General features: G+C 69.1%; 24 protein-coding genes and 2 tRNA genes. 13 read left to right on the top strand and 13 right to left on the bottom strand.

Features of this window, described 5'->3' with window-relative positions; translation table 11 throughout:
• Window positions 1-15: 15 nt before the first annotated feature.
• Window positions 16-930, top strand: a complete 915-nt coding sequence (locus KXC43_RS38275; protein WP_221381128.1) for an alpha/beta hydrolase — start codon at window positions 16-18, stop codon at window positions 928-930.
• Window positions 931-957: 27 nt separating this feature from the next.
• The gene (locus tag KXC43_RS38270) at window positions 958-1,434 is read left to right on the top strand and encodes a ribose-5-phosphate isomerase (RefSeq protein ID WP_221381127.1); all 477 of its coding nucleotides are present in this window, start codon (window positions 958-960) and stop codon (window positions 1,432-1,434) included.
• A gap of 2 nt (window positions 1,435-1,436) precedes the next feature.
• Here the strand turns inward: KXC43_RS38270 and KXC43_RS53625 are convergent, their stop codons facing one another.
• Together KXC43_RS53625 and KXC43_RS38260 are read right to left on the bottom strand one after the other, a co-directional pair.
• Window positions 1,437-1,877, bottom strand: a complete 441-nt coding sequence (locus KXC43_RS53625; protein ID WP_221381126.1) for a hypothetical protein — start codon at window positions 1,875-1,877, stop codon at window positions 1,437-1,439.
• A gap of 25 nt (window positions 1,878-1,902) precedes the next feature.
• On the bottom strand, window positions 1,903-3,123 hold the full coding sequence (locus KXC43_RS38260; RefSeq protein WP_221381125.1) for a GNAT family N-acetyltransferase: 1,221 nt from the start codon (window positions 3,121-3,123) through the stop codon (window positions 1,903-1,905).
• Between the two features lie 103 nt (window positions 3,124-3,226).
• On the opposite strand from KXC43_RS38260, the gene KXC43_RS38255 reads away from it, so the two are divergent.
• A complete protein-coding gene (locus KXC43_RS38255; RefSeq protein ID WP_221381124.1) occupies window positions 3,227-3,820 on the top strand; it encodes a DNA-directed RNA polymerase II in 594 nt (197 codons plus the stop codon).
• Here KXC43_RS38255 and KXC43_RS38250 read toward each other — a convergent pair.
• On the bottom strand, window positions 3,813-4,685 hold the full coding sequence (locus tag KXC43_RS38250) for an SDR family oxidoreductase (protein ID WP_308129448.1): 873 nt from the start codon (window positions 4,683-4,685) through the stop codon (window positions 3,813-3,815). The two genes, KXC43_RS38255 and KXC43_RS38250, sit on opposite strands and share 8 nt — an antisense overlap.
• A gap of 79 nt (window positions 4,686-4,764) precedes the next feature.
• Here KXC43_RS38250 and KXC43_RS38245 point away from each other — a divergent pair, with 79 nt between their 5' ends.
• Window positions 4,765-5,661, top strand: a complete 897-nt coding sequence (locus tag KXC43_RS38245; RefSeq protein ID WP_221381123.1) for a glycosyltransferase family 2 protein — start codon at window positions 4,765-4,767, stop codon at window positions 5,659-5,661.
• Here the strand turns inward: KXC43_RS38245 and KXC43_RS38240 are convergent.
• The 7 genes from KXC43_RS38240 to KXC43_RS51725 form a co-directional block, all read right to left on the bottom strand.
• Window positions 5,649-6,020 (bottom strand): AtzH-like domain-containing protein, encoded by a 372-nt coding sequence (locus KXC43_RS38240; RefSeq protein WP_221381122.1) that lies wholly within the window; start codon window positions 6,018-6,020, stop codon window positions 5,649-5,651. The two genes, KXC43_RS38245 and KXC43_RS38240, sit on opposite strands and share 13 nt — an antisense overlap.
• A gap of 26 nt (window positions 6,021-6,046) precedes the next feature.
• A complete protein-coding gene (locus KXC43_RS38235; protein WP_221381121.1) occupies window positions 6,047-7,669 on the bottom strand; it encodes a regulator in 1,623 nt (540 codons plus the stop codon).
• Entirely contained in the window at window positions 7,666-8,325 is a 660-nt protein-coding gene (locus KXC43_RS38230) for a cysteine hydrolase family protein (protein ID WP_221381120.1), read from the bottom strand. The genes KXC43_RS38235 and KXC43_RS38230 overlap by 4 nt, the downstream gene beginning before the upstream one ends.
• A 1-nt stretch (window position 8,326) precedes the next feature.
• Window positions 8,327-9,019 carry a biuret amidohydrolase gene (gene biuH / locus KXC43_RS38225; RefSeq protein WP_221381119.1) on the bottom strand — a complete coding sequence of 231 codons (693 nt, stop codon included), beginning with the start codon at window positions 9,017-9,019 and terminating at the stop codon, window positions 8,327-8,329.
• Entirely contained in the window at window positions 9,016-10,608 is a 1,593-nt protein-coding gene (gene atzF / locus KXC43_RS38220) for an allophanate hydrolase (protein WP_308129447.1), read from the bottom strand. The genes biuH and atzF overlap by 4 nt, the downstream gene beginning before the upstream one ends.
• 62 nt (window positions 10,609-10,670) lie before the next feature.
• Entirely contained in the window at window positions 10,671-11,306 is a 636-nt protein-coding gene (locus KXC43_RS38215) for a GntR family transcriptional regulator (protein ID WP_221381117.1), read from the bottom strand.
• A 662-nt stretch (window positions 11,307-11,968) separates the two neighbouring features.
• The gene (locus KXC43_RS51725; RefSeq protein ID WP_255645560.1) at window positions 11,969-12,214 is read right to left on the bottom strand and encodes a hypothetical protein; all 246 of its coding nucleotides are present in this window, start codon (window positions 12,212-12,214) and stop codon (window positions 11,969-11,971) included.
• Between KXC43_RS51725 and KXC43_RS38210 the strand changes: the two genes are divergently transcribed.
• Window positions 12,180-12,485 carry an MmyB family transcriptional regulator gene (locus KXC43_RS38210; RefSeq protein WP_308129446.1) on the top strand — a complete coding sequence of 102 codons (306 nt, stop codon included), beginning with the start codon at window positions 12,180-12,182 and terminating at the stop codon, window positions 12,483-12,485. The two genes, KXC43_RS51725 and KXC43_RS38210, sit on opposite strands and share 35 nt — an antisense overlap.
• Window positions 12,486-12,526: 41 nt before the next feature.
• Here the strand turns inward: KXC43_RS38210 and KXC43_RS38205 are convergent.
• A tRNA-Gly gene (locus KXC43_RS38205) sits at window positions 12,527-12,597 on the bottom strand.
• 131 nt (window positions 12,598-12,728) lie between these two features.
• Here KXC43_RS38205 and KXC43_RS38200 point away from each other — a divergent pair.
• The 5 genes from KXC43_RS38200 (at window position 12,729) to clpX (ending at window position 17,254) form a co-directional block, all read left to right on the top strand.
• Window positions 12,729-12,802, top strand: a tRNA-Pro gene (locus KXC43_RS38200).
• A gap of 37 nt (window positions 12,803-12,839) precedes the next feature.
• Window positions 12,840-14,189, top strand: coding sequence for a trigger factor (gene tig, locus KXC43_RS38195; RefSeq protein ID WP_221381115.1), 1,350 nt, complete (start codon window positions 12,840-12,842; stop codon window positions 14,187-14,189).
• A 259-nt stretch (window positions 14,190-14,448) separates the two neighbouring features.
• Complete coding sequence (locus KXC43_RS38190; RefSeq protein ID WP_221381114.1) at window positions 14,449-15,078, top strand: ClpP family protease; 630 nt, start codon at window positions 14,449-14,451, stop codon at window positions 15,076-15,078.
• Between the two features lie 11 nt (window positions 15,079-15,089).
• Window positions 15,090-15,755 (top strand): ATP-dependent Clp protease proteolytic subunit, encoded by a 666-nt coding sequence (locus KXC43_RS38185; protein WP_221381113.1) that lies wholly within the window; start codon window positions 15,090-15,092, stop codon window positions 15,753-15,755.
• A gap of 209 nt (window positions 15,756-15,964) precedes the next feature.
• A complete protein-coding gene (gene clpX / locus KXC43_RS38180; protein WP_221381112.1) occupies window positions 15,965-17,254 on the top strand; it encodes an ATP-dependent Clp protease ATP-binding subunit ClpX in 1,290 nt (429 codons plus the stop codon).
• A gap of 71 nt (window positions 17,255-17,325) precedes the next feature.
• Here the strand turns inward: clpX and KXC43_RS38175 are convergent, their stop codons facing one another.
• Window positions 17,326-17,901 carry a PadR family transcriptional regulator gene (locus tag KXC43_RS38175; RefSeq protein WP_221381111.1) on the bottom strand — a complete coding sequence of 192 codons (576 nt, stop codon included), beginning with the start codon at window positions 17,899-17,901 and terminating at the stop codon, window positions 17,326-17,328.
• A 70-nt stretch (window positions 17,902-17,971) separates the two neighbouring features.
• Here KXC43_RS38175 and KXC43_RS38170 point away from each other — a divergent pair, with 70 nt between their 5' ends.
• From KXC43_RS38170 to KXC43_RS38160, 3 genes are all read left to right on the top strand, one after another.
• Window positions 17,972-18,331 carry a nuclear transport factor 2 family protein gene (locus KXC43_RS38170; protein WP_221381110.1) on the top strand — a complete coding sequence of 120 codons (360 nt, stop codon included), beginning with the start codon at window positions 17,972-17,974 and terminating at the stop codon, window positions 18,329-18,331.
• A 45-nt stretch (window positions 18,332-18,376) separates the two neighbouring features.
• Window positions 18,377-18,919 (top strand): hypothetical protein, encoded by a 543-nt coding sequence (locus KXC43_RS38165; RefSeq protein ID WP_221381109.1) that lies wholly within the window; start codon window positions 18,377-18,379, stop codon window positions 18,917-18,919.
• Between the two features lie 147 nt (window positions 18,920-19,066).
• Window positions 19,067-19,864: a carbon-nitrogen hydrolase family protein gene (locus KXC43_RS38160; protein ID WP_221381108.1), complete on the top strand. Its 798-nt coding sequence runs from the start codon at window positions 19,067-19,069 to the stop codon at window positions 19,862-19,864.
• An 80-nt stretch (window positions 19,865-19,944) separates the two neighbouring features.
• Here the strand turns inward: KXC43_RS38160 and KXC43_RS38155 are convergent, their stop codons facing one another.
• A complete protein-coding gene (locus tag KXC43_RS38155; protein ID WP_221381107.1) occupies window positions 19,945-20,160 on the bottom strand; it encodes a hypothetical protein in 216 nt (71 codons plus the stop codon).
• Window positions 20,161-20,658: the final 498 nt, after the last annotated feature.

The following is a 20,658-nucleotide window of genomic DNA, read 5'->3' as shown; positions in this document are numbered from 1 at the left end:
CCACCACCCATAAAAATGACGCTTAAGCGACAAATCATTACGGCGGCCGGGCTGCGTGCCCGGCCGCCGGCTGAGCTCTCCGACTCGTACGAAATCCTGCAGTTCCTGCGGCAGGCGATGGAGGACTCGAACGAGGCCGAGTGCGGCCCGGCCCTGCCACTGCCGGTGGTGGCCGACGTCGACGCCGGGGGAGTGCCGGCCCGGCTCTACGCCGCCCGGGTCGACGCGCCCGTGTTCGTCTACGTGCACGGCGGCGGCTGGTGCTACGGCAGCATCGAGACGGTCGACCGGGCGTGCCGGCGTATCGCCGACCGGTCCGGCTGCGCGGTGCTCTCCGTCGGCTATCGGCTCGCGCCCGAACACGTCTTCCCGGCCGCTCTGGACGATGTCGAGACGGTCATCGCGTACGTGCGCAAGGCCGGCGCCGAGCTCGGCGTCGACCCTTCACGGCTGGCCATCGGCGGCGACAGCGCGGGTGGCCAGCTGGCCACGGTCGTGGCCCGGCGGCAGCGCGACGCGGCGACCCCGCTCGACCTCCAGGTGCTCATCTACCCCGCCATCGACCCGATGACCGCCTCCGAGTCGTACGACGAGGTCGGCTCGTACGGCCTCGACCGGGCCTCGATGCAGCGGGCCTGGACGATGTACGCCCCCGACCCGCTGACCCGGTTCACGCCCGACGTGGCCCCGCTGGCCGCGGACGACCTGGCCGGCCTGCCGCCCGCGCTGATCATCACGGCCGAGTACGACGCCCTGCGCGACGAGGGCGCCGACTACGCCGACGCGCTGCTCTCGGCCGGGGTGCCGGTGGTGCACACCCGCTACATGGGGGTGAATCATGGATTCGCCCGCAAGCTCGCGGTGATCGACGACGCCCGGGTGGCCACCGATCAGGTCGCCGCCTACCTGCGCGCGGGCCTGACCTTCTGACCGCCGTATTTTTGAGAGAGTGAGACCATGCGCGTCTACCTGGGTTCCGACCACGCCGGTTACGAGCTGAAGATGCACCTCGTGAACCACCTGATCAAGCAGGGCCACGACGTCGTCGACGTGGGGCCGCACGTCTACGACCCGGAGGACGACTACCCGGCCTTCTGCCTGCACACGGGGGCGCGGGTGGTCGCCGACGAGGGCTCGCTGGGCATCGTGATCGGCGGTTCCGGCAACGGCGAGCAGATCGCGGCCAACCTGATCGACGGCGTGCGCGCCGCGCTGGTCTGGCGCACCGAGATCGCCCAGCTGGCCCGCCAGCACAACGACGCCAACGTCATCTCCATCGGCGCCCGCGAGCACACGCTGGACGAGGCCACCGGCTTCGTCGAGACGTTCCTGGCCACCCCGTTCTCGGGCAACCCGCGCCACGCCCGCCGCATCGCTCAGCTGGCCGAGTACGAGGCGAGCCGGCCGGCGCTGCCGGAGCTCCCGGCCAGCTGATCTCAGCGGTTGCGGGGCAGTTCCTCCCGCGGCACCCAGTTCCGGCGGACGATCGTCAGGTTGCGGTCGGCGTCGGCCAGATCCTGCTCGCTGGGGCGGGCGGCGTCCCGGGCGCGCAGCGCCGCACCCACGCTGACCTGTGACGACCCCGAGCCGACGAGGCCGCGCAGACCGCGCTCGAGCTCCCGGTCGTCCCCGTTGCCGCCCGGCCCGGGCGGTTGACGACGGCTGCCGCCGTTGCGCGGCGGTCGCACCAGCCGCTCGATCGGCGCCGGCCCGGCCGCCCCCGCCGGCTCTGCTTCGGGAACCGGGTCGGCGATCGGCTCGGTCACGGCCGCACCCGCGGCCGGCCCGGCGGCCTCGTCGGCGGTCGGCGGTGGGGCCGGCACCGCGGAACCGGAGGAGGGACGCAGGCGACGCCGGCGGCGTTCGGGCTCAGCCATGCCGCCGACGCTACCGCGAGCACCCTCAGAACACCTCGAGGACGCCCGGCAGGCGGTACCACTGGAACGCGGTCGACGGCAGGTTGCCGGTGAACTGCTGGATGCGGCCGGCCGTGGCCAGCGTGGCCAGCGTTGTGCCGCCCAGGTAGGCCGCGCCCAGCTCGGTGATCGAACAGGCGAAGTCGGGGGCGTCGTCCGTGCGTACACAGGATGCCTTCTCAGCGTCGCCGATGAGCCGCCAGCGCCCGTTGTTGGCCTCGAGAACCGGATCGGTCACCTCGAACACGGCGTCGACCGGGGTCGCGTAGCGGCGGGCCTCGAGCGCGGCCGGCAGGTCGACCAGCCGGATCCAGAGCGCGTCGGCGTAGCGCCGGCCCAGCTTGCGGGGCTCGTCGACCATGAACTGCAGCGGCTCGTCGACGCTCGCGAAGTCGTACGACGCCGTCCGGGCCAGGTCGGTGCCGAACAGGAACCTCCACAGCGCCGCGTAGACGCCCGGATCGCCCGCCACCAGCTCGTTCACGCGCACGTCGGCGGCCGGGCCGTGTGAGTCCCAGTCGCTCTTCACCCGCCACAGGGCATAGCCGACGGGCCCGTCCGCGGTCTCGTAGACGACGCCGCGCATGTTGGTCGCGCCGTCGCGCATGGCGTCGTTGTCGGCCAGCAGGTAGTCCCACCAGTAGTCGGGGCGGCTCGACCAGCCCACCCGGTGGATCCGTACGGCGTCGTGCACCGCGACGAGTTCGGCCCGTGCCGCCTTCGGATCGATCAGCCGGAACTTGCCGGCCGGCGCCTCGGGCCCGGTGACGGTGATCTCACGGCTGCGGATGTCGAGGCGGAGCCGGTCGGCGGCCGGACCGTAGCCGTACCGCGGGTAGATCGCCGTCTCGCTGGCCCAGAGCGCCGCCACCGGCTCGCGGCCGGCCTCGGCGATGTCGGTGAGCTGGCGGCGCATCATGGCGGTCAGCAGGCCCTGGCGGCGGTGGGTGGGGGCGACGCCCACGCCGGTCACGTGCGCGACCGGGATCACCGCCCCGGGCACCGTCAGGTCGCGCGTCTGAACGGCCGCGTTGCCGACGATCAGGCCGTCGTCGTCGGCCACCACCGACCGCTCGGGCTCGATGATCCGCATCTCGAGGTCACGTTGATCGTCGGTGCCATGCTCATGGAAGACAAACAGCAACAGGTCGGCGATCCCGCGCCGATCTTCGTCGGTGGCGGCGCGCAGGCGCACGGATTCGAACATAGGACTTGTGTAACGGACCGCGGGCCCGAGAGCGAATGGTTTGCCGGGTCGCTACTCTCGATGAGGGCGGGTGGGACGCACCGCCCGACCGGAGGGGGAACCAATGCCTGAGCAACCGCAGTGGTCGGAGCGGACGCTCGACATGCCGCCACAAGACCCGTGGGCCGACGCGCCCACCACGCCGACGCAGGGTGCACCCCCACCGACGGCGCAGTTCCCGGCGCCCGAGGCCGCGCCGCCCGCGCCGTTCAACCAGGGCCGCGCTCAGGTGAACGCCCGGCCGCGGGCCGAGCACGAGCCGACGGGCGTGGGCTGGCCCGGCGCCCCGGCGCCGCACGCACACCACCCCATCAGCTGGAAGTGGAGCGAGCTGCGCCAGGGCGGCGAGTGGACCAGCGCCGCGGTGCTGTTCGCCTTCGTCTGCTGGGGCATCTGGGCCCTGTCGGGCGAAGGCCCGTTCGGCACGCCGACGGTCGTGCTGGTGGTCACGCTGGCCGTCGCGGTCGGCGTCTTCTGCCTGGCCCGGGTCGTCGGCCACCTGGTGATCGAACGCCAGATGGGCCGTGTCCGGCGCACCGCACGCGGTTCACACCTGGTCACGGCCCTCTTCCTGGCCGGCGTCGGCCTCGCCTGGCTGCAGCAGACCGAGTGGGTCATGGACGCCTTCCACTGGGTCGTCGGCCTGTTCGCTAACTGACGGGTTTGCCGCCGGTGATGCCCAGCACCTCACCGGTGGTGTAGCTCGACTCCGGGCTCGCGAAGTAGACGTACGCCGGGGCCAGCTCGGCCGGCTGCCCGGCCCGGCCGAGCGGGACGTCCTCGCCGAAGGTCTTGATCTTTTCCTCGTGCATGGTGGCCGGGATGAGCGGGGTCCAGATCGGGCCCGGCGCCACGGCGTTGACCCGGACGCCCTTGTCGGCCAGGTCCTCGGCCAGCGCCTTGGTGAAGGCGACGATGCCGCCCTTGGTGGTGGCGTAGTCGAGCAGGTGGGCCGACGACTGATAGGCCTGCACCGACGCCGTGTTGATGATCGTCGCGCCCGGCTGCAGGTGCGGAACGGCCGCCCGGCAGAGCCAGAACATCGCGTACAGGTTGGTCTTCATCACCCGGTCGAACTGCTCGTCCGTGATGTCGGTGATCCCGCCCGGCTGAGCCATCTGATAGGCCGCGTTGTTGACCAGGATGTCCAGGCCGCCGAGCTCGGTCCGGGCTCGGTCGATGATGGCGCGGCAGTGCGACTCGTCGCGGATGTCGCCCGGAACCAGCACCGCCTTGCGGCCGGCCTTCTCGATGTACTGGGCGGTGTCGCGCGCGTCGTCCTCCTCCTCGGGCAGGTAGGAGATCAGCACGTCGGCGCCTTCTCGCGCGTACGCGATGGCGACCGCCCGCCCGATGCCGGAGTCGCCGCCGGTGATGACCGCCTTGCGGCCGCTGAGCCGGCCCGAACCCTGGTAGCTCTGTTCGCCGTGGTCCGGGCGGTCCGGCATCGCCTTGGTCGAGCCGGGCGGGTCCTGGTCGCCGCCGTCGAGCGCCGGACCGGGGTACTTGCTGCGCGGATCCACGGTGTTACCTCCTGATTACGGTGCGAGGTGTGCTGGTCAGCACGGTATGCCCGCGAAAGAGCCGGGTATTCCGGCCGCCGTGATTGATCAGCGGACAGGCGTCGTCGTGATCACGTGGCAGCGGCGCGACGAAGCGGTGGCGGCGGTGCGGCGCCTGCGGGAGCTTCCCGAGCAGCCGCCGATCGTGCTGGTGGACAACGGTTCCACCGACGGCACAGCCGAGGCTGTCCGGCGCGAGTTCCCCGAGGTCGACGTCGTGCCGCTGACCGAGAACCTGGGTGCGGTCGGCCGCAACGTCGGGGTCGCCCGCCTCCGTACGCCCTATGTGGCGTTCTGCGACGACGACACGTGGTGGGAACCGGGTTCGCTGGCCCGGGCGGCCGACGCCCTCGACGCTTTCCCCCGCCTGGCGCTGGTGAACGCGCGCATCGTCGTGGAGCCGCGCGGCGTCGACGACCCGATCGTCGAGGAGCTGCGCGACTCGCCCGTGCCCGGCCCCGACTGGCTGCCCGGACCGGCGCTGGGCAGCTTCCTGGCCGGCGCCTCGGTGGTGCGGCGCGACGCCTTCGAGCAGGCCGGCGGCTTCAGCGAGCGGCTCTGGCTGGGCGGCGAGGAGGAGTTGCTCGCCACCGACCTGCTCAGCTCGGGTTGGGAGCTGTGCTACCTGGAGGATCTGGTCGTGCACCACCGCGCGTCGGTGCTGCGCGACGCCGTCCACCGGCGGCGGGTGGGCCTGCGCAACACGCTGTGGTTCACCTGGCTGCGCCGACCGATCGGCCCGGCCCTGCGCCGCAGCGCCTTCCTGGCCCGTACGGTGCCGCACGACCGCACCTCGGCGCTGGCCGTGTGGGACGCGCTGTGGGGACTGCCCTGGCTGCTGACCGCCCGCCGGCCGCGCCCCGCCGATGTCGAGGCGCGGCTGGCCGGACTGGACGAGGCGCAACGCCGCTCGAAGGCCCGCCGCTACGTCGGTTGACCGCGCGGCTCGGAGACGTGGGCGGCGACGATCCGCCAGCCCTCGGGCAACCGCACCCAGGTCTGCGACTGGCGGCCGAGCACCTCGCTGCCGGGATAGCCGAACAACGTGTTCACCACGGCGACATCCGGCCCGTAGGCCTGGATGATCGTGTCCTTGAGGCGCCGGCCGGGTGGCAGCGGCGGCTGCGCGAGCCGCCACCGCCGCTGCTCCTCCAGGCCGATCTGCATGTCGGCGAGGCCGTAACGGACGGCGTCGCCGGCGAAGAATCCGATGATCGCGTCGACGTCGTTGCGGATCAGGGCTTTCTCGTACGCCTCGAAGGCCGTACCGACCTCCGCGATGACGTCCGCGTCCACGACATTCCTCCGGTTGCGCTCGATGATCAGGAAACGGCGGGCTCTTCCTTACGTGGAGTCGGCACTCCACCTTCCGGCGCCTCGGTGAAGCTGTTGCCCTCGAAGCTCTCCTGTTCGTCCTTGTCCGGCACGCGGGGCGTCGGCTTGCCGAGCGCGAACACCACGCACACGACGGCGAGGAACAGGTAGCCGAGCGTCACCTGCCCGTCCGCGTTCCACTGCACCTTCTCGGCGTGGATCAGGCCGATGAAGCTGAGCACCGCCCCCGACCCGGCGAAGACCGCGGCGTGCCAGAAGCGTTTGTCGATGATGAAGGCGACGATCGCGCCCAGCACCAGCCCGGCCAGGATCGCGCCCTCGCCCAGCGTCTTCAGCCCGTCGTAGACCACACCCGCCCCGGCCAGCGCGTCCGTGCCGACCTCGGCCGCGGTGGTGCCGGCGGCGGCCAGCGCGTTGTCCATCTGTCCGGTGGCCCACGAGGCGATGTTCGGAATCAGCGCCGCGACCACCGCGGCCGCGTGAGCCCGCGGGGTCGCCTGGAAGGCCTGAGCGCCGATCAGCAGGCCGATGTAGAGCAGGATGGGCACGATGGCAGCGGTCGGGAAGATCGCGCCGAGCAGGCCGAACAGCCCGAAGAAGCAGAGCAGCGCGATCACCACGCCGGTCGCCATCGAGTAGCCGGTCCGGCCGCCGGCCGCCTTCCAGCCGGGGTGGCCGACATACACCGCGGGCGGGAACGGCGAGCCCAGGCACGAGCCGATCACCGCGCCGGCGCCGTCGGCCAGCAGCACGCTGCGCAGGTTGTAGCGGTCGCCGGCGGTGGCGGCGCTCTCCACGTTGGTCATCGCCTCGGTGAAGTTGTAGACGCCGAGCGGGATCGCGGTGGCCAGCAGCGGCGCCATGTCGCGGAGCCCGTCGACCAGCAGGTCGAACTTGAGATGGGGGAAGGCGAACGCGATGTCCCGGGCGGCCGAGGTCACGTCGGGCACCGACATGGCCCCGCCGGCCCAGCCGATCGCCGAGCCGACGAGCAGCGCGGCCAGGCCGATCGGGAAGTTGAACGGCAGCTTCACGTCGGTCAGCAGGCCGATCAGCAGCAGGCCGAGGACCGGCAGGGCGATCCACGCGTAGTTCCACATGTTGCCGGCCGGGTTCATCGAGATGAACGTGATCGAGATGCCGGCCAGGGTGCCGAGCAGCGCCGCCCGCGGGGTGTACTTGCGGATGTACGGGCCGACGAACGCGCCGATCAGCACGATCACGCCGATGATGAAGGCCCACGCGATCCCGGCCGTCCACGCCTGCACCGGGTTGCCGGTGTTCAGGTAGATCGGCAGCATGATCACGAAGATCACGATGAACATGTGCGGCACGCTCGGCCCGTACGGCAGCGCGGTGACGTCCGAGCGGCCCTCCTTGGCGGCCAGCCGCCGGGCCAGGAACGTGTAGTAGACGTTGCCCGCGACGAGCGCGATGCCGAGCGCGGGCAGGATCACGCCGAAGACGTCCGACGCCGGCATCTTGATGACCCCGATGCACAGCGCCGTCAGGGTGAGAACGTTGACCAGCACGTTGACGCCGAAGCCGAAGAAGGCGTTGGTGTCTCCGCGTACCCAGAGGGGTGGTTTGGCCGCGACAGTGGTCGTCATTTCTGCTCCTGGAGGGCGGCGATGACAGCGGGGGAGTCGGCGACCCAGCCGAAGATGCCGCCCTGCGCGGCGATCATCTCCAGCCCGACGCGCTGGAATTCGGGAAAGTACGAGCCGACGCAGTCGGCGAGCACGAGGCAGTCGTACCCGCGGTCGTTGGCCTCGCGGACCGTGGTGTGCACGCAGACCTCGGTCGTGACCCCCGTGACGATCAGCTTTTTCGTGCCGAACTTGTCCAAGATGTCAGCGAGGTCGGTGGCATAGAACGCGCCCTTGCCGGGTTTGTCGATGACCGGCTCGCCCGGCAGCGGCTGCAGCTCGTCGACGATGTCGTGGCCGTATTCACCGCGTATCAGGATCCGGCCGAAGGACCCCTGCTCGCCGATGCCACCGCGAGCCAGCTTGGACGGCGGACAGTCGGACAGATCGGGTTCGTGGCCCTCGCGGGTGTGAATGATCGGCAGGTTCTGGGCGCGCCATGCCGCCATCAGCACGCTGAGCGGCTCGATGGTCCGGCTCAGCTGGGACACGTCGTTGCCCAGGCTCTCGCCGAAGCCGCCGGGGAGAAGGAAGTCGCGCTGCATGTCGATGACGAGCAGCACGGTGCTGTCGGTGTCGAAGGTGAACGGTGCGGGTTTGGCATCGACTGTCGGCATGTCAGGGCTCCGTTGCTGCTATTACGTCGTCCGAGGTGGCGACGCAGCCGAAGACACCGCCCTGCATGGTGACCATGTGCAGGGCGGCGGTGTGGTTGGACGGGTCGGTCGCGCCCGTGCAGTCGCTGAGGATCAGGCACTCGTAGCCGCGGTCGTTGGCCTCGCGCATCGTCGTGTGCACGCAGACGTCCGTGGTGATGCCGGTCAGGATCAGGTGGGTGATGCCGTGCGTGCGCAGGACGAGGTCGAGATTGGTGGCGTAGAACGCGCCCTTGCCCGGCTTGTCGACGATCACCTCGCCGGCCACCGGGGCGACCTCGGGGACGATCTCCCAGCCGGGCTCGCCCTTGACCAGGATCCGGCCGCACGGCCCGTCACTGCCGATCTCGGCTCCGATCCGGGCCGAGCGCCAGCGCTTGTTGGGCGGCAGGTCGGACAGGTCGGGGTCGTGCCCTTCACGGGTGTGGATCACGAGCATGCCCAGGTCGCGGACGTGCTCGAGGAGCCGGGCGGTGGCCGGCAGCCCGGCCCGGGTCAGCTCGATGTCGTAACCCATCGAGTCGACGTAACCGCCCTTACCGCAGAAGTCGGTCTGCCAGTCGACGCAGATGAGCGCCGTCCTCGACACGGGGACCGTGCCGTCGTACGGCCAGGGGTAGGGGTCGGCCTTGACCGGCCCGATCGATGCGGTCATGTGGTGGCTCCTCTCGCACGGTAGTTACGCCAGCCGCCACTGGCGGTGATGTCAGGGGCACCGGTCGCCGCGTACGCCTCGCACAGGAAGCCGGTGACCTCGGTGCCGTCGTCGAGGGCGACCCGGCCCAGCGACAGGGGCGCCGCGATGCCGGCCAGGAAGCTGCCGACCTCGGTGGCCGGCATCTGCCAGAGCTCGATCTCGATCGACTCGCCGGCTTCGCTGCGCACCAGGCCGGGGGCGCCCGAGGGCAGGTGATACAGGCGGTAGCAGGGTGCGGTGCGGGCGACGCCGACCAGCGTGGCGCCGCGGTCGAGCAACTCGCCGTTGCGCGGCTCGCCGCTGAGGTGCAGTCCGACCACGGCGAGGGTCAGGCTGTTGTCGACCGGCAGCGAGCGGGCCAGCAGGGCCAGGGTGTCGTCGCTGAAGGCCGGCCCGAACAGGGTGATCGAGGCGGGGCGGCCGTCCGCGGTGAAGCCGTTGGGCACGGTCACGGCGGCCATGTCGAGCAGGTTGGCGAACTGCGTGTAACGACCCAGCGTGAGGTTGCGGCCGATCGGATCCTCGGCGATCTCACTATGAGTGAAAGTGGTGCCGACCGTCGGGAGCGCCAGGACGTCGATCCCTTCCCACATGCGGTCCGCCGCGTTTCGCAGTTCCCGCAGGCGATGCTGGGCGCGGAACGCGTCGACCGCCGTGAAGCCGTGGCCGGTCTCCAGGACGGCCCGGGTCACGGGGAGCACCGACTCCGGATGCGCCTGCAGGAAGTCACCCAGATCGGCCAGCCGCTCCGCCACCCAGGGCCCGCGATACAGCAGGTCACCGGCCTCGAGCAGCGGTCCGACATCCACCGTCACGTCGCCCCCGAACCGGGCGAAGGCCTTCTCCTGCCCGGCATCTCCGAAGAAATCAAGGGCTTCCGGTACGCCGATCCGCGGCTCGGCCAGCAACGGCCGGCTTCCCTCGCGTGACCAGGGGTCTTCCCGTACGCGACCCCGCGCGACCCGCATCACCCGGTCCGCCATGGGCACGTCCCGGGCGAAGATCGAGACACAGTCGAGCGAGCGGCACGCCGGCACCACCCCGAGCGTGCTCAGCAGACCCCGGGTCGGCTTGATCCCGACGATGCCGTTGAGCGCGGCCGGCACCCGGCCCGAGCCCGCAGTGTCCGTGCCGAGCGCGAAGACCACAGTGCCGTCAGCCACCGCGACCGCCGACCCGGAACTCGACCCGCCCGAGATGAGCCCGCCCCCGAAGACGCTCTCCGGCGCGCCGTAGGGGGAGCGCGCCCCGGTCAGCCCGGTGGCGAACTGGTCGAGGTTCGTCTTGCCGACCACGATCGCGCCCGCCTCGACCAGGCGCTGCACGACCGGCGCGTTCCGTTCGGGCACGTACGCGAAATCGGGGCATCCGGCCGTCGTCGGCAACCCGGCCACGTCGATGTTGTCCTTGACCGCGAACGGCATCCCGGCCAAGGGCAGCCGAGGATCCGCCTGCTCGGCGCGTTCTCGCAGCTCATCGGCGCCGAATGCGCTGATCCAGACGTCCGGCCGGCCGCGTACGGCTTCGACGATCGCGTTCGCATCCACATCGTCGATTGTCGACAATTCTGTTTCGGGGAATGCTGCGCTTTGTAACGGCGCGATTTCCCTTAGCTCAGATACGTCCGGGCGCCGTGCGCGCTCAACGCCTCGAGGATCGCCGCGGTGTCGCCGCGCTCGACCGCGGCGAACAGCCGCTCGTGCCGGGCCACGCCGTCCTCGGCACGAGCCACCTCGGCCTCACGCCGCATGTTGACCGCCATGTAGAGCTGGATGCGCACCAGCACCGAGCCGTACAGCTCGGCCAGCTGGCGGTTGCCGCCCAGGGCAACCACCGCGGTGTGGAACCGCCGGTGCGCGTCGGCCAGCTCGAGCCGGTCACCGGCTTCGGTGGCCGTCCGCATCACATCGAGCGCGGCCCGCAGCGCGGTCAGGTCGGGACCGGCCGGAATCGTGGAGACGGCATGCCGCTCGAGGACGTCCCGCACCTCGTACAGCTCGCGCACGTCGTCGTCGGAGAGCGTCGCCACCCGGGCGCCACGCCGCGGAATATGCTCGACCAGCCCCTGCTGGGCCAGCAGCCGCATGGCCTCCCGCAGCGGCGCCCGGCTGATCCCGAGCCGGCGCGTGAGCTGTTCCTCGACCAGGCGCTCGCCCGGGTCGGTGTGCCCACCGAGAATCTCGTGACGGAGACGCTCGACGGCCAGCTCGACAAGGCTGTACGTCTGAAGCTCCCCGGTACTCACGCGACGAGTCTGCCAGCCCCCGCACAGCGCCGCGTCAGGCGCTGTCCCGTTTGTCGTCGTGGCGTCGCCGACCTTCGCGCACGCTGGGCCACACAGCCACCAAAATCATGACCACCCCAACGATGATGAGCGCTGTCCACAGCACGGTCATCGTGCGAGGCTACGCCGTCCCCACCCGCTCGGCAGCGTGCCGTGGTGCGCCATCCGCGCATTCAGCCCAAGCTCACCCCGCACCCCTCTTCGGCGGCGGGTGTCACGCCGCAGTTCAGGGAGGCGCGGCCCGCGCCTGACCGAACCTCCCCGCGGTCGCCCATGATCGCGCTGAGTGACCCGGACCGAACCTCACAGTGCGATTTAAGCCAGACCTAATAGACGGGCATCAAAGCACAGGACTAAATTCTCCGCGGGTATCTGGAGCACCATCCTCCAGAAGCTCCCGGCCGAGGCACCCAAGCCGGCCGAGACGCGCGGCGCCGGGTGGCGGCCCGGCGCCGCGCCCCGAACCACAGCGAAGCCGTGGCCCGCCTGAGCGCGGCGCCGGCCGAGCTGCCCATCCAGCCGACCGCCCTGGTGGCTTTGCGAACCAGACGTACCTGATCCGCACCGCCCACCGCCTCGCCGGGCGTACCCCTCCGAGATCCTGCACGTCTCCGGCTCACAGGTCAGGCCGCCTGAGCGGTGACTTCCTCCAGACGTGCGGTCAGGGCCTCACGGATCGTGGTGCGCGCCTCGTGACCCACGGCGACCCGGGTTGGCGGGTTGTCGCTGTCCACGGCGTGCAGGATCGCGTCGACCACCTCGCGGGGGGCGCCGAACTCCTCGGCCGGCTTGGCGCCGAAGGCCGCGAAGAAGTTGGGGGACGCGCCGGCATACGTGCTGGGCCGCCGGACCGACGTGTTGGCTGCCAACCCGATGGCCCGGCTGCTGCTGGCCAACTTCGACGCGATGCCGGCGCGGCACCGCAACGCCGTCCGATGGCTCGTGCTGGACGAGGGCGCGAAGTCGATCTGGGGCGACAAGTGGGCGAAGACTGGCCAGGCCCGGCTCCGAGACCGCCGACGCCCTCGCCATGCTCGCCGGACTGGCCGCCGAGCAGAGCGGGACACCGGTCACGCGTATGGCCTGATCTCCCAGATGCGCGCTGTCCCGGCGGCGTCGCCGGCGGCAGTGCATGTGTGACCGGCCGTTTCGAGGATAATGGCCTGAGCAGGGAAAACTTGAGCGGGCGACGAGAATCGAACTCGCGTAATCAGTTTGGAAGACTGAGGCTCTACCATTGAGCTACGCCCGCAACGCCCCCGTCTTGGACGGGGATGCTCGGCCAGCTTACTGAATCATCTCCCGTTCACGCGAACCGGATTCCCCACCAGGTGACTCCAGCGCACGCGCGTGGAAGCGGACCGCATACACTGGCCGTCGCCACGGGGTGTGGCGCAGCTTGGTAGCGCACTCGCTTTGGGAGCGAGGGGCCGTGGGTTCAAATCCCGCCACCCCGACTGACATCAACTATCCGCAGCAACAAGGAGTACGCCTGTGAAGAGCACCGTCGAGACTCTGAGCCCGACTCGGGTGAAGCTCGCCATCGAGGTGCCGTTCGACGAGCTCAAGCCGAGCCTGCAGAAGGCGTACCGGGAGATCGGCGCGCAGGTGCAGGTGCCGGGCTTCCGTCGCGGCAAGATCCCTTCAGCGGTCATCGACCAGCGTGTCGGGCGTGGCGCGGTCCTCAACGAGGCCGTTCAGGAGGCGATCCCTCAGCAGATCCTGGCCGCCGTGCGTGAGCACGACGTCAAGACGCTGGGCCGCCCCGAGGTCGAGATCACCGAGTTCGGCGACAACGAGCCGCTGAAGTTCACCGCCGAGGTCGACGTCCGTCCCGAGATCACCGTGCCCGACCTCAAGACCATCTCGGTCACGGTCCCGGCCGTCGAGATCGGCGACAACGAGATCGACGAGCAGATCAACGGGCTGCGGGAGCGTTTCGCCACCCTGAAGACGGTGGAGCGGCCGGCCGCCGAGGGCGACTACGTGCAGCTCGACCTGAAGGCGACCGTGGACGGCACCGAGGTGCCGGGCGGCTCGGCGACGAACATCTCGCACGAGGTGGGCAGCAAGCAGCTGCTCCCGGGCCTCGACGAGGTTCTCGTGGGCCTGGTGGCCGGCGCCGACGCCCAGTTCACCACGCAGCTGGTCGGTGGCGACTTCGCCGGCCGGGACGCGGACGTCGAGGTGACGGTTCGCAGCGTGAAGGACAAGCAGCTGCCCGAGGTCGACGACGATTTCGCTCAGATGGCCAGCGAGTTCGACACGCTGGAGGAGCTGCGCAACGACCTGCGTGAGCGGCTGACCAAGGTCAAGAAGGTCGAGCAGATCTACGCGGCCCGTGACGAGGCGCTGAAGCAGCTGGTCGAGACGGCCGACATCCCGGCGCCCGAGGGCGTCGTCAAGGATGAGGTCGAGGGCCGCAAGCAGGCCATGACCGACCAGCTGGAGCGGATCGGCGCGACCCTGCAGGACTACCTGAGCTCCGAGGACAAGACCGAGGAGCAGATCGAGCAGGAGCTGACCGAGGCCGCTCAGGAGGGCGTCCGCATCCAGCTGCTGCTCGACACGATCGCCGACGCCGAGGACGTTCAGGTCTCCGACGACGAGTTCGGGCACGAGATCGTGCACCGTGCGCAGCGCGCTCAGATGCAGCCTCAGGAGTATTACGACCAGCTGGTGCAGTCGGGTGCGGCTTCGGCCGTGTTCGGCGATGTGCGCCGCGGCAAGGCCCTGGCTTCGGTGATGGAGCAGGTCGAGATGAAGGACAGCGAAGGCACCGTGCTGACCCTCGACGACCTCCGCGCCGCCAGCGAGGACGAGCACGCGGGCCACAACCACTGAGGTCCCAGCTATAGAACGCGATCGCCCCGCTGACGACGAGACGGTGGTTTTCCGTCCCCGCGCTCTTTGCGGTGACGGAAAACCACCGTCTCGTCGTCAGCCTCGAAGGGGCATCGCGTTCCGGCTGGCTCAGCCGTGCGCTGTCAGCGAACACCTGCCCGAGCGGGAAGCTGATGCGCAATGGACCGGTTAGGTTGGTCGTACGACGGACAACTTGCCGGCCGCCACTGGCCGACACAGTCAGCTGTGAAGGGCTGCCATGACCGATCTTCATCTCCCCGCGAGCCCCGTGCTCCGCGGTGATTCCCTCAGTGGCAACCTCGACGACTCGGTCTTCAACCGCCTGCTGCGTGAGCGCATCATCTTCCTCGGCAGCGAGGTGACCGACTCGGTTGCCAACCGCATCTGCGCGCAGCTGCTGCTGCTTTCCGCCGAGGACCCTGAGCGCGACATCAACCTTTGGATCAACTCGCCCGGTGGCTCGGTCTACTCGGGTATGGCGATCTACGACACGATGCAGTTCATCGACAACGACGTTCAGACCGTCGCGATGGGCATGGCCGCGTCGATGGGACAGCTGCTGCTCTGCGCCGGCGCCCCGGGCAAGCGTTTCTCGCTGCCGCACGCGCGAATCATGATGCACCAGCCGTCCGGTGGCATGGGCGGCACGGCCGCCGACATCGCCATCCAGGCCGAGCAGATGCTGTACACCAAGCGCATGTTCCAGGAGCGGGTCGCCTTCCACACCGGCCAGACCCAGGAGCAGATCGAGCAGGACTCCGACCGTGACCGCTGGTTCACGGCTCAGGAGGCCATGGATTACGGCTTCATCGACAAGGTGATCACCGGGGCCACTCAGGTTCCCGAGGGCGCCGGAACGCTGAACTGAGGAGCTGAAAGATGACTGACATGACCCTGCCCTCCGGGTTCGCGCCGGTGCACAACCGCTACGTGCTGCCTTCCTTCGTCGAGCGTTCCTCGAACGGGATGATGAAGGAGACGAACCCGTACAACAAGATGTTCGAGGACCGGATCATCTTCCTCGGCGTGCAGGTGGACGACGCGTCGGCCAACGACGTGATGGCCCAGCTGCTGACGCTGGAGAGCTCCGACCCGGACCGCGACATCCTGATGTACATCAACTCGCCCGGCGGCTCCTTCACCGCCATGACGGCGATCTACGACACGATGCAGTACGTCCGCCCCGACATCTCGACGGTCTGCCTCGGGCAGGCTGCCAGCGCCGCCGCGGTTCTGCTGGCCGGCGGTACGGCGGGCAAGCGCATGGCGCTGCCGAACTCGCGTGTGCTGATCCACCAGCCGGCCACCGAGGGTGGTTACGGCCAGGGGTCGGACATCGAGATCCAGGCGCGTGAGATCCTCCGCATGCGCACCCAGATGGAGCAGATGATCTCGCGGCACACCGGCCGCCCGCCGGAGCAGGTCCGCAAGGACGTCGACCGCGACAAGATCATGACGGCCGACGAGGCCAAGGAGTACGGCATCGTCGACGTCGTGCTGGCGAGCCGCAAGAAGAGCCTGCAGTCGGTCGGCTCCGGCAGCTGAGGCATCATGTCGGGGGCCGGCCGGTGCCAAATAGGCCGGCCGACCCCTGACACGCCCGTTTTGGGGGGTCGGAGAACCGCACCTTTGCGGGTAACGTCGAGCATGCAGCCTCAGTTACGCGGTTCGGCAGACGATGAGATGGCAACGAGGCAATCAGTCCTCAGATCAGGGCCGGCGCAAGCCGGCCGATGAGCTCAAGGAGTACGTAGGTGGCACGGATCGGCGACGGCGGCGACCTACTGAAGTGCTCCTTCTGTGGGAAGTCCCAGAAGCAGGTCAAAAAGCTCATCGCGGGCCCTGGGGTCTATATCTGCGACGAGTGCATTGACCTCTGCAACGAGATCATCGAAGAGGAGTTGGCCGAGACCGGCGAGGTGAAGTGGGAAGAGCTTCCCAAGCCGATGGAGATCTGCCAGTTCCTCGACCAGTACGTGGTGGGTCAGGAACAGGCCAAGAAGGCGCTCTCGGTCGCCGTCTACAACCACTACAAGAGGATTCAGGCCGAGTCGAGCGGCGCGCCCGGTGCAGGCAGTGACGTCGAGGTGGCCAAGTCCAACATCATGCTCATCGGCCCCACGGGCTGCGGCAAGACCCACCTGGCGCAGACGCTGGCTCGCATGCTGAACGTGCCGTTCGCGATCGCGGACGCCACGGCTCTGACCGAGGCCGGCTACGTGGGCGAGGATGTGGAAAACATCCTGCTCAAGCTGATCCAGGCCGCCGACTACGACGTCAAGCGGGCCGAGCAGGGCATCATCTACATCGACGAGGTCGACAAGATCGCCCGCAAGAGCGAGAACCCGTCGATCACCCGCGACGTCTCCGGTGAGGGCGTCCAGCAGGCTCTGCTGAAGATCCTCGAGGGCACGGTGGCCAACGTTCCGCCCCAGGGCGGCCGGAAGCACCCCCACCAGGAATTCATCCAGATCGACACCACCAACGTGCTGTTCATCGTGGGTGGCGCGTTCGCAGGCCTCGACCGCATCATCGAGTCGCGGGTGGGCCACGGCGGTGTCGGTTTCGGCGCTCACCTGCGCTCGATCTCCGAGCGGAACACCGACGACATCTTCAGCCGCGTCATGCCGGAAGACATGCTGAAGTTCGGCCTGATTCCCGAGTTCATCGGTCGTCTGCCGGTCATCACCACGGTCCGCAACCTCGACCGCGAGGCTCTGATCAAGATCCTGACCGAGCCCCGCAACGCCTACGTGAAGCAGTACCAGCGCCTCTTCGAGCTGGACGGGGTCGAGCTCGAGTTCGACTTCGGCGCTCTCGAGGCCATCGCCGACCAGGCGATGCTGCGCGGCACGGGCGCCCGCGGTCTCCGCGCCATCATGGAAGAGGTTCTGCTCTCCGTGATGTACGAGGTGCCGAGCAACCCCGACGCCGCTCGTGTGGTCATCAACCGCGAGGTGGTTCTCGAGAACGTGAACCCCACGATCGTCCCGCGCGAGTTCGTCGGCCGCCGCCGTCGCGAGCGCGAGGAAAAGTCCGCCTGACGTTGTCAGAAGCCGCCGCTGTCGTCCCTCCGGGTGCGACGGCGGCGGCTTTTTCGCGTACGCGGTGAGTCCTACCCGCTCGTGCCGCGCACTCCGGCGTGGCGGTTGGTGAGCGTCTCGAGCACGGTGGTGGCCCACCGGATGTTCGTCTGCTCGTACATCCGCCCCGCCATGAGTGTCAGGTAGGGCCCGACCTGGTCGCTCTCGCGCAGGAACTGGTCTTCGTCGCGTCCCGCCAGCATCCGTTCCCGCAGTTGGTCGTACCGGGCGAGTTTCTCGCGCGACCGTCCGATCCGCTCCGTGGCCGCGGCGAGGATCGCCTCGGGCCGTTCCGGGTCGACGGCCTGCAACTTGACGAGGAACTCGTCCCGCATCGCCGGCGGCTTGGCCGGCCGCTCGCCGAACGCCCGTAGCTCCTCACGTCCCGCGGTGGTCAGCACGAACACCCGCTTGTTGGGCCGGCGGCTCTGCTCCACCACCCGGGCGCTGACCAGGCCGTCCTGTTCGAGCCGTTCCAAATCCCGGTAGAGCTGCTGCGGAGTGGCCGACCAGAAGTTGGCGACTCCTACATCGAACCGCTTGGCCAGCTCGTACCCCGACGCTTCGCCCTGCGCCAGGGCCGCCAGCACTGCGTGGCGCAGCGACATCTGGACACCTCCTCGAGCGCAGGTTAGCGTAATCCGCACCTATTCAACTAGTTGACTATAGGGGCCCGCCTTGCACCCGTTCCGAGCCGCCATCGAAGCCCAGGACATCGACGCCGCCCTGGCACTGCTCCACGAGGACGTCGTCTTCCGCAGCCCGGTTGTCTTCACTCCCTATCGCGGCCGTTTCGCCGTGGCCCCGATCCTCAAGGCCGTCGTTCAGGTCTTCGAGGACTTCCACTACACCCGTGAGCTGACCTCGCCGCCCGACCACGCCCTGCTGTTCCGCGCCCACATCGGCGACATGCACCTCGAGGGCTGCGACTTCCTCCAGGAGGCCGCGGACGGCCAGATCACCGAATTCACAGTGATGATCCGACCGTTGAAGGGCATCCACGCGCTGGCCGAGGCCATGCAGTCTCGCCTGGCCTGACCGGGGTTTCCTCATGTCCTCGCAGTTCTCCTCCCGGTCGCGGCCATGATCACCGTTCGCGAGATCGAGACGCCGCCCGGCCTCGAGGCCCTCGCCGGCCTGGAACCCGTGGACTACCGCGAGTCGTTCGCCTTCGCCACATCGGCCGACCGGACAGCCGAGCAGTGGGCGCGGCAGACCCTGGAGCGCTGCCCCCGGGCTACCCGAGCGCAAATGATCGCCGTCTGGACGCTGCTGGGCATCCCGCTGGCGCCACCGTGGTCGCGTGCCCAGGTGCTCGGATGGCGGATCCTTCACAACTGCTCCTCCCACATCGTCCTCGAATCGAGGGCCGCGACCGGCGTGACCGCGCGTCTCGTCCTGCACAGCACGGGAACCGAGGTGACCCAGGCGATGCTGGTCCGTTTCGACCGTCCCCTCGGGCGCCGGATCTGGACCCGCCTGGCCCCGAAACACCGGCGCTTCCTGCGTGCGCTCCTGGCGCGGGCGGCCGCATCGCCCCCGCCCGTGGTGCCTCCGTCTGCATCGCCTCCGTGTGCATCGCCTCCGTGTGCATCGGCTCCGTGTGCATCGCCTCCTCACGCCTGACCGGTCGCGGCTTCGATCGATCAGGTGGGAGTCAACCGTGGAGCCGCCGCCACGGCTAGGGCCATCGGTAGGGGACCGGGACAGTTCTTTGGTACTGCCTCCTCGGCGGGGGTTGGGCTGCGCCCGGAGCGCTCGTAGGCTTCAGGAATGCGTGTTGCGGTGTGTCAGGTGAACTCGCGGGCCAACCGGGATCACAACCTCGAGGTGGCCCGCGATGTGCTCGAACGCGCGGCAGCGGCCGGGGCCGAGCTGGCGGTGCTGCCGGAATACGTTGACTACCTCGGTCCGGGGCAGACGGCGCCCAAGCCCGAGCCGATCGATGGCGACTTCGCGAAGTTCTTCTCGAACGCGGCGCGTGAGATCGGCATCTGGGTGCACACCGGCTCGTTCCACGAAAGCGGGCCCGACGCCGATCACACCTACAACACGTCCCTGGTCTTCGACCCCGATGGTGGCCTGGTCGCGCGCTACCGCAAGATCCATCTGTACGACGTGGAGATCGCCGGCCGGGTCTCCTATCAGGAATCCCGATCAGTGGCGCCCGGCGACGAGACTGTCGTGGCCGAGATCGCCGGCGTCCGCACGGGCCTGTCGATCTGCTACGACCTACGTTTCCCCGAGCTCTACCGCCGGCTCGCCATCGAGGGCGCCGCGCGAGTCCTGGTTGTGCCGGCCGCGTTCATGATGCACACCGGCCGTGACCACTGGGAGGTGCTGCTGCGGGCCCGGGCGATCGAGAACCAGTGCTACGTCGTGGCGGCCGGCCAGATCGGAGACCACGACCCCGGCCGTACCTGCTTCGGCCGCAGCATGATCATCGACCCCTGGGGGACCGTGCTGGCCCAGGCGCCCGACACCGTCGGCGTGGTGACCGCCGACCTCGACCTCGGCCGTCTCGACAAGATCCGCACAGAACTGCCGAGCCTCGCCAACCGCCGCCTGTAGTTCCGGCTGGAAGGGCGCTTCTCCGGTACCCGGCGTCTGAGGTACGTGCTCAGTGGTTCATCACTGAGGTGTCAGCGGCGTCACAGAAGCTGGATCAGGTAGCCGACCAGGGCGAAACCGATGACCGCGCCGCCCGACAGCAGCATTGCGCCACCCATGCGGGAAGGCCCTCGCTCGAGGAGCCGGCGCACCGAGACAACCAGCGTGACCAGCACAAGAGCGCCGATGACGAACTGGCCGAACGGCATGATCATGTCTACGAGCACGTCGGCCGCCAGCGTCCGCGAAGCTCCCATGTGCCCACTCTTTCACGTCGGGGAGCGGTTTCGGGTCGTCTCGGAGCACTGATGGGCACGGGGGTCGATTTGCATGAGCGGCACCCGGTCGCGTAACTTTCTCTCTGCCCGAGGGAAACCCGGACGAACGACGCGAAAGCGACGCTCGGACGGCGCTCCCGAAGGGTAGGCGTTACGCTTGACCGACAGGCCGGGTGGAGCAGGGCAGGGCGACTTGCGCTAGCGAAACCAACCGGGTAAGTTAGTCAAGCCAGCGGGAACCGGGCAAGCAGATCACTCAGTGATCGTCGGCCGGTCCGCGAGGCCACTCTCACGATCTACCCCGCCGGAAAGCGGGTTCCAGTCGTGGAGAAAACTTGGGCGATGCGAGCAAGATTTTAGATCTTGCGCTCGCGAAGTCGACCAGGTAAGTTTGAGCGGTTGCCCCGGAGCGGTTGGCCGGGTGTGGTTGTTCTTTGAGAACTCAACAGGGTGCTTGATAAGCCAGTGCCAATTAGT

Source organism: Paractinoplanes polyasparticus (assembly GCF_019710575.1).
Taxonomy (GTDB): Bacteria; Actinomycetota; Actinomycetes; order Mycobacteriales; family Micromonosporaceae; genus Actinoplanes; species Actinoplanes polyasparticus.
The sequence above is the reverse complement of the archived record's forward strand: the minus strand, read 5'-3'. Positions and strand labels throughout refer to the sequence as shown.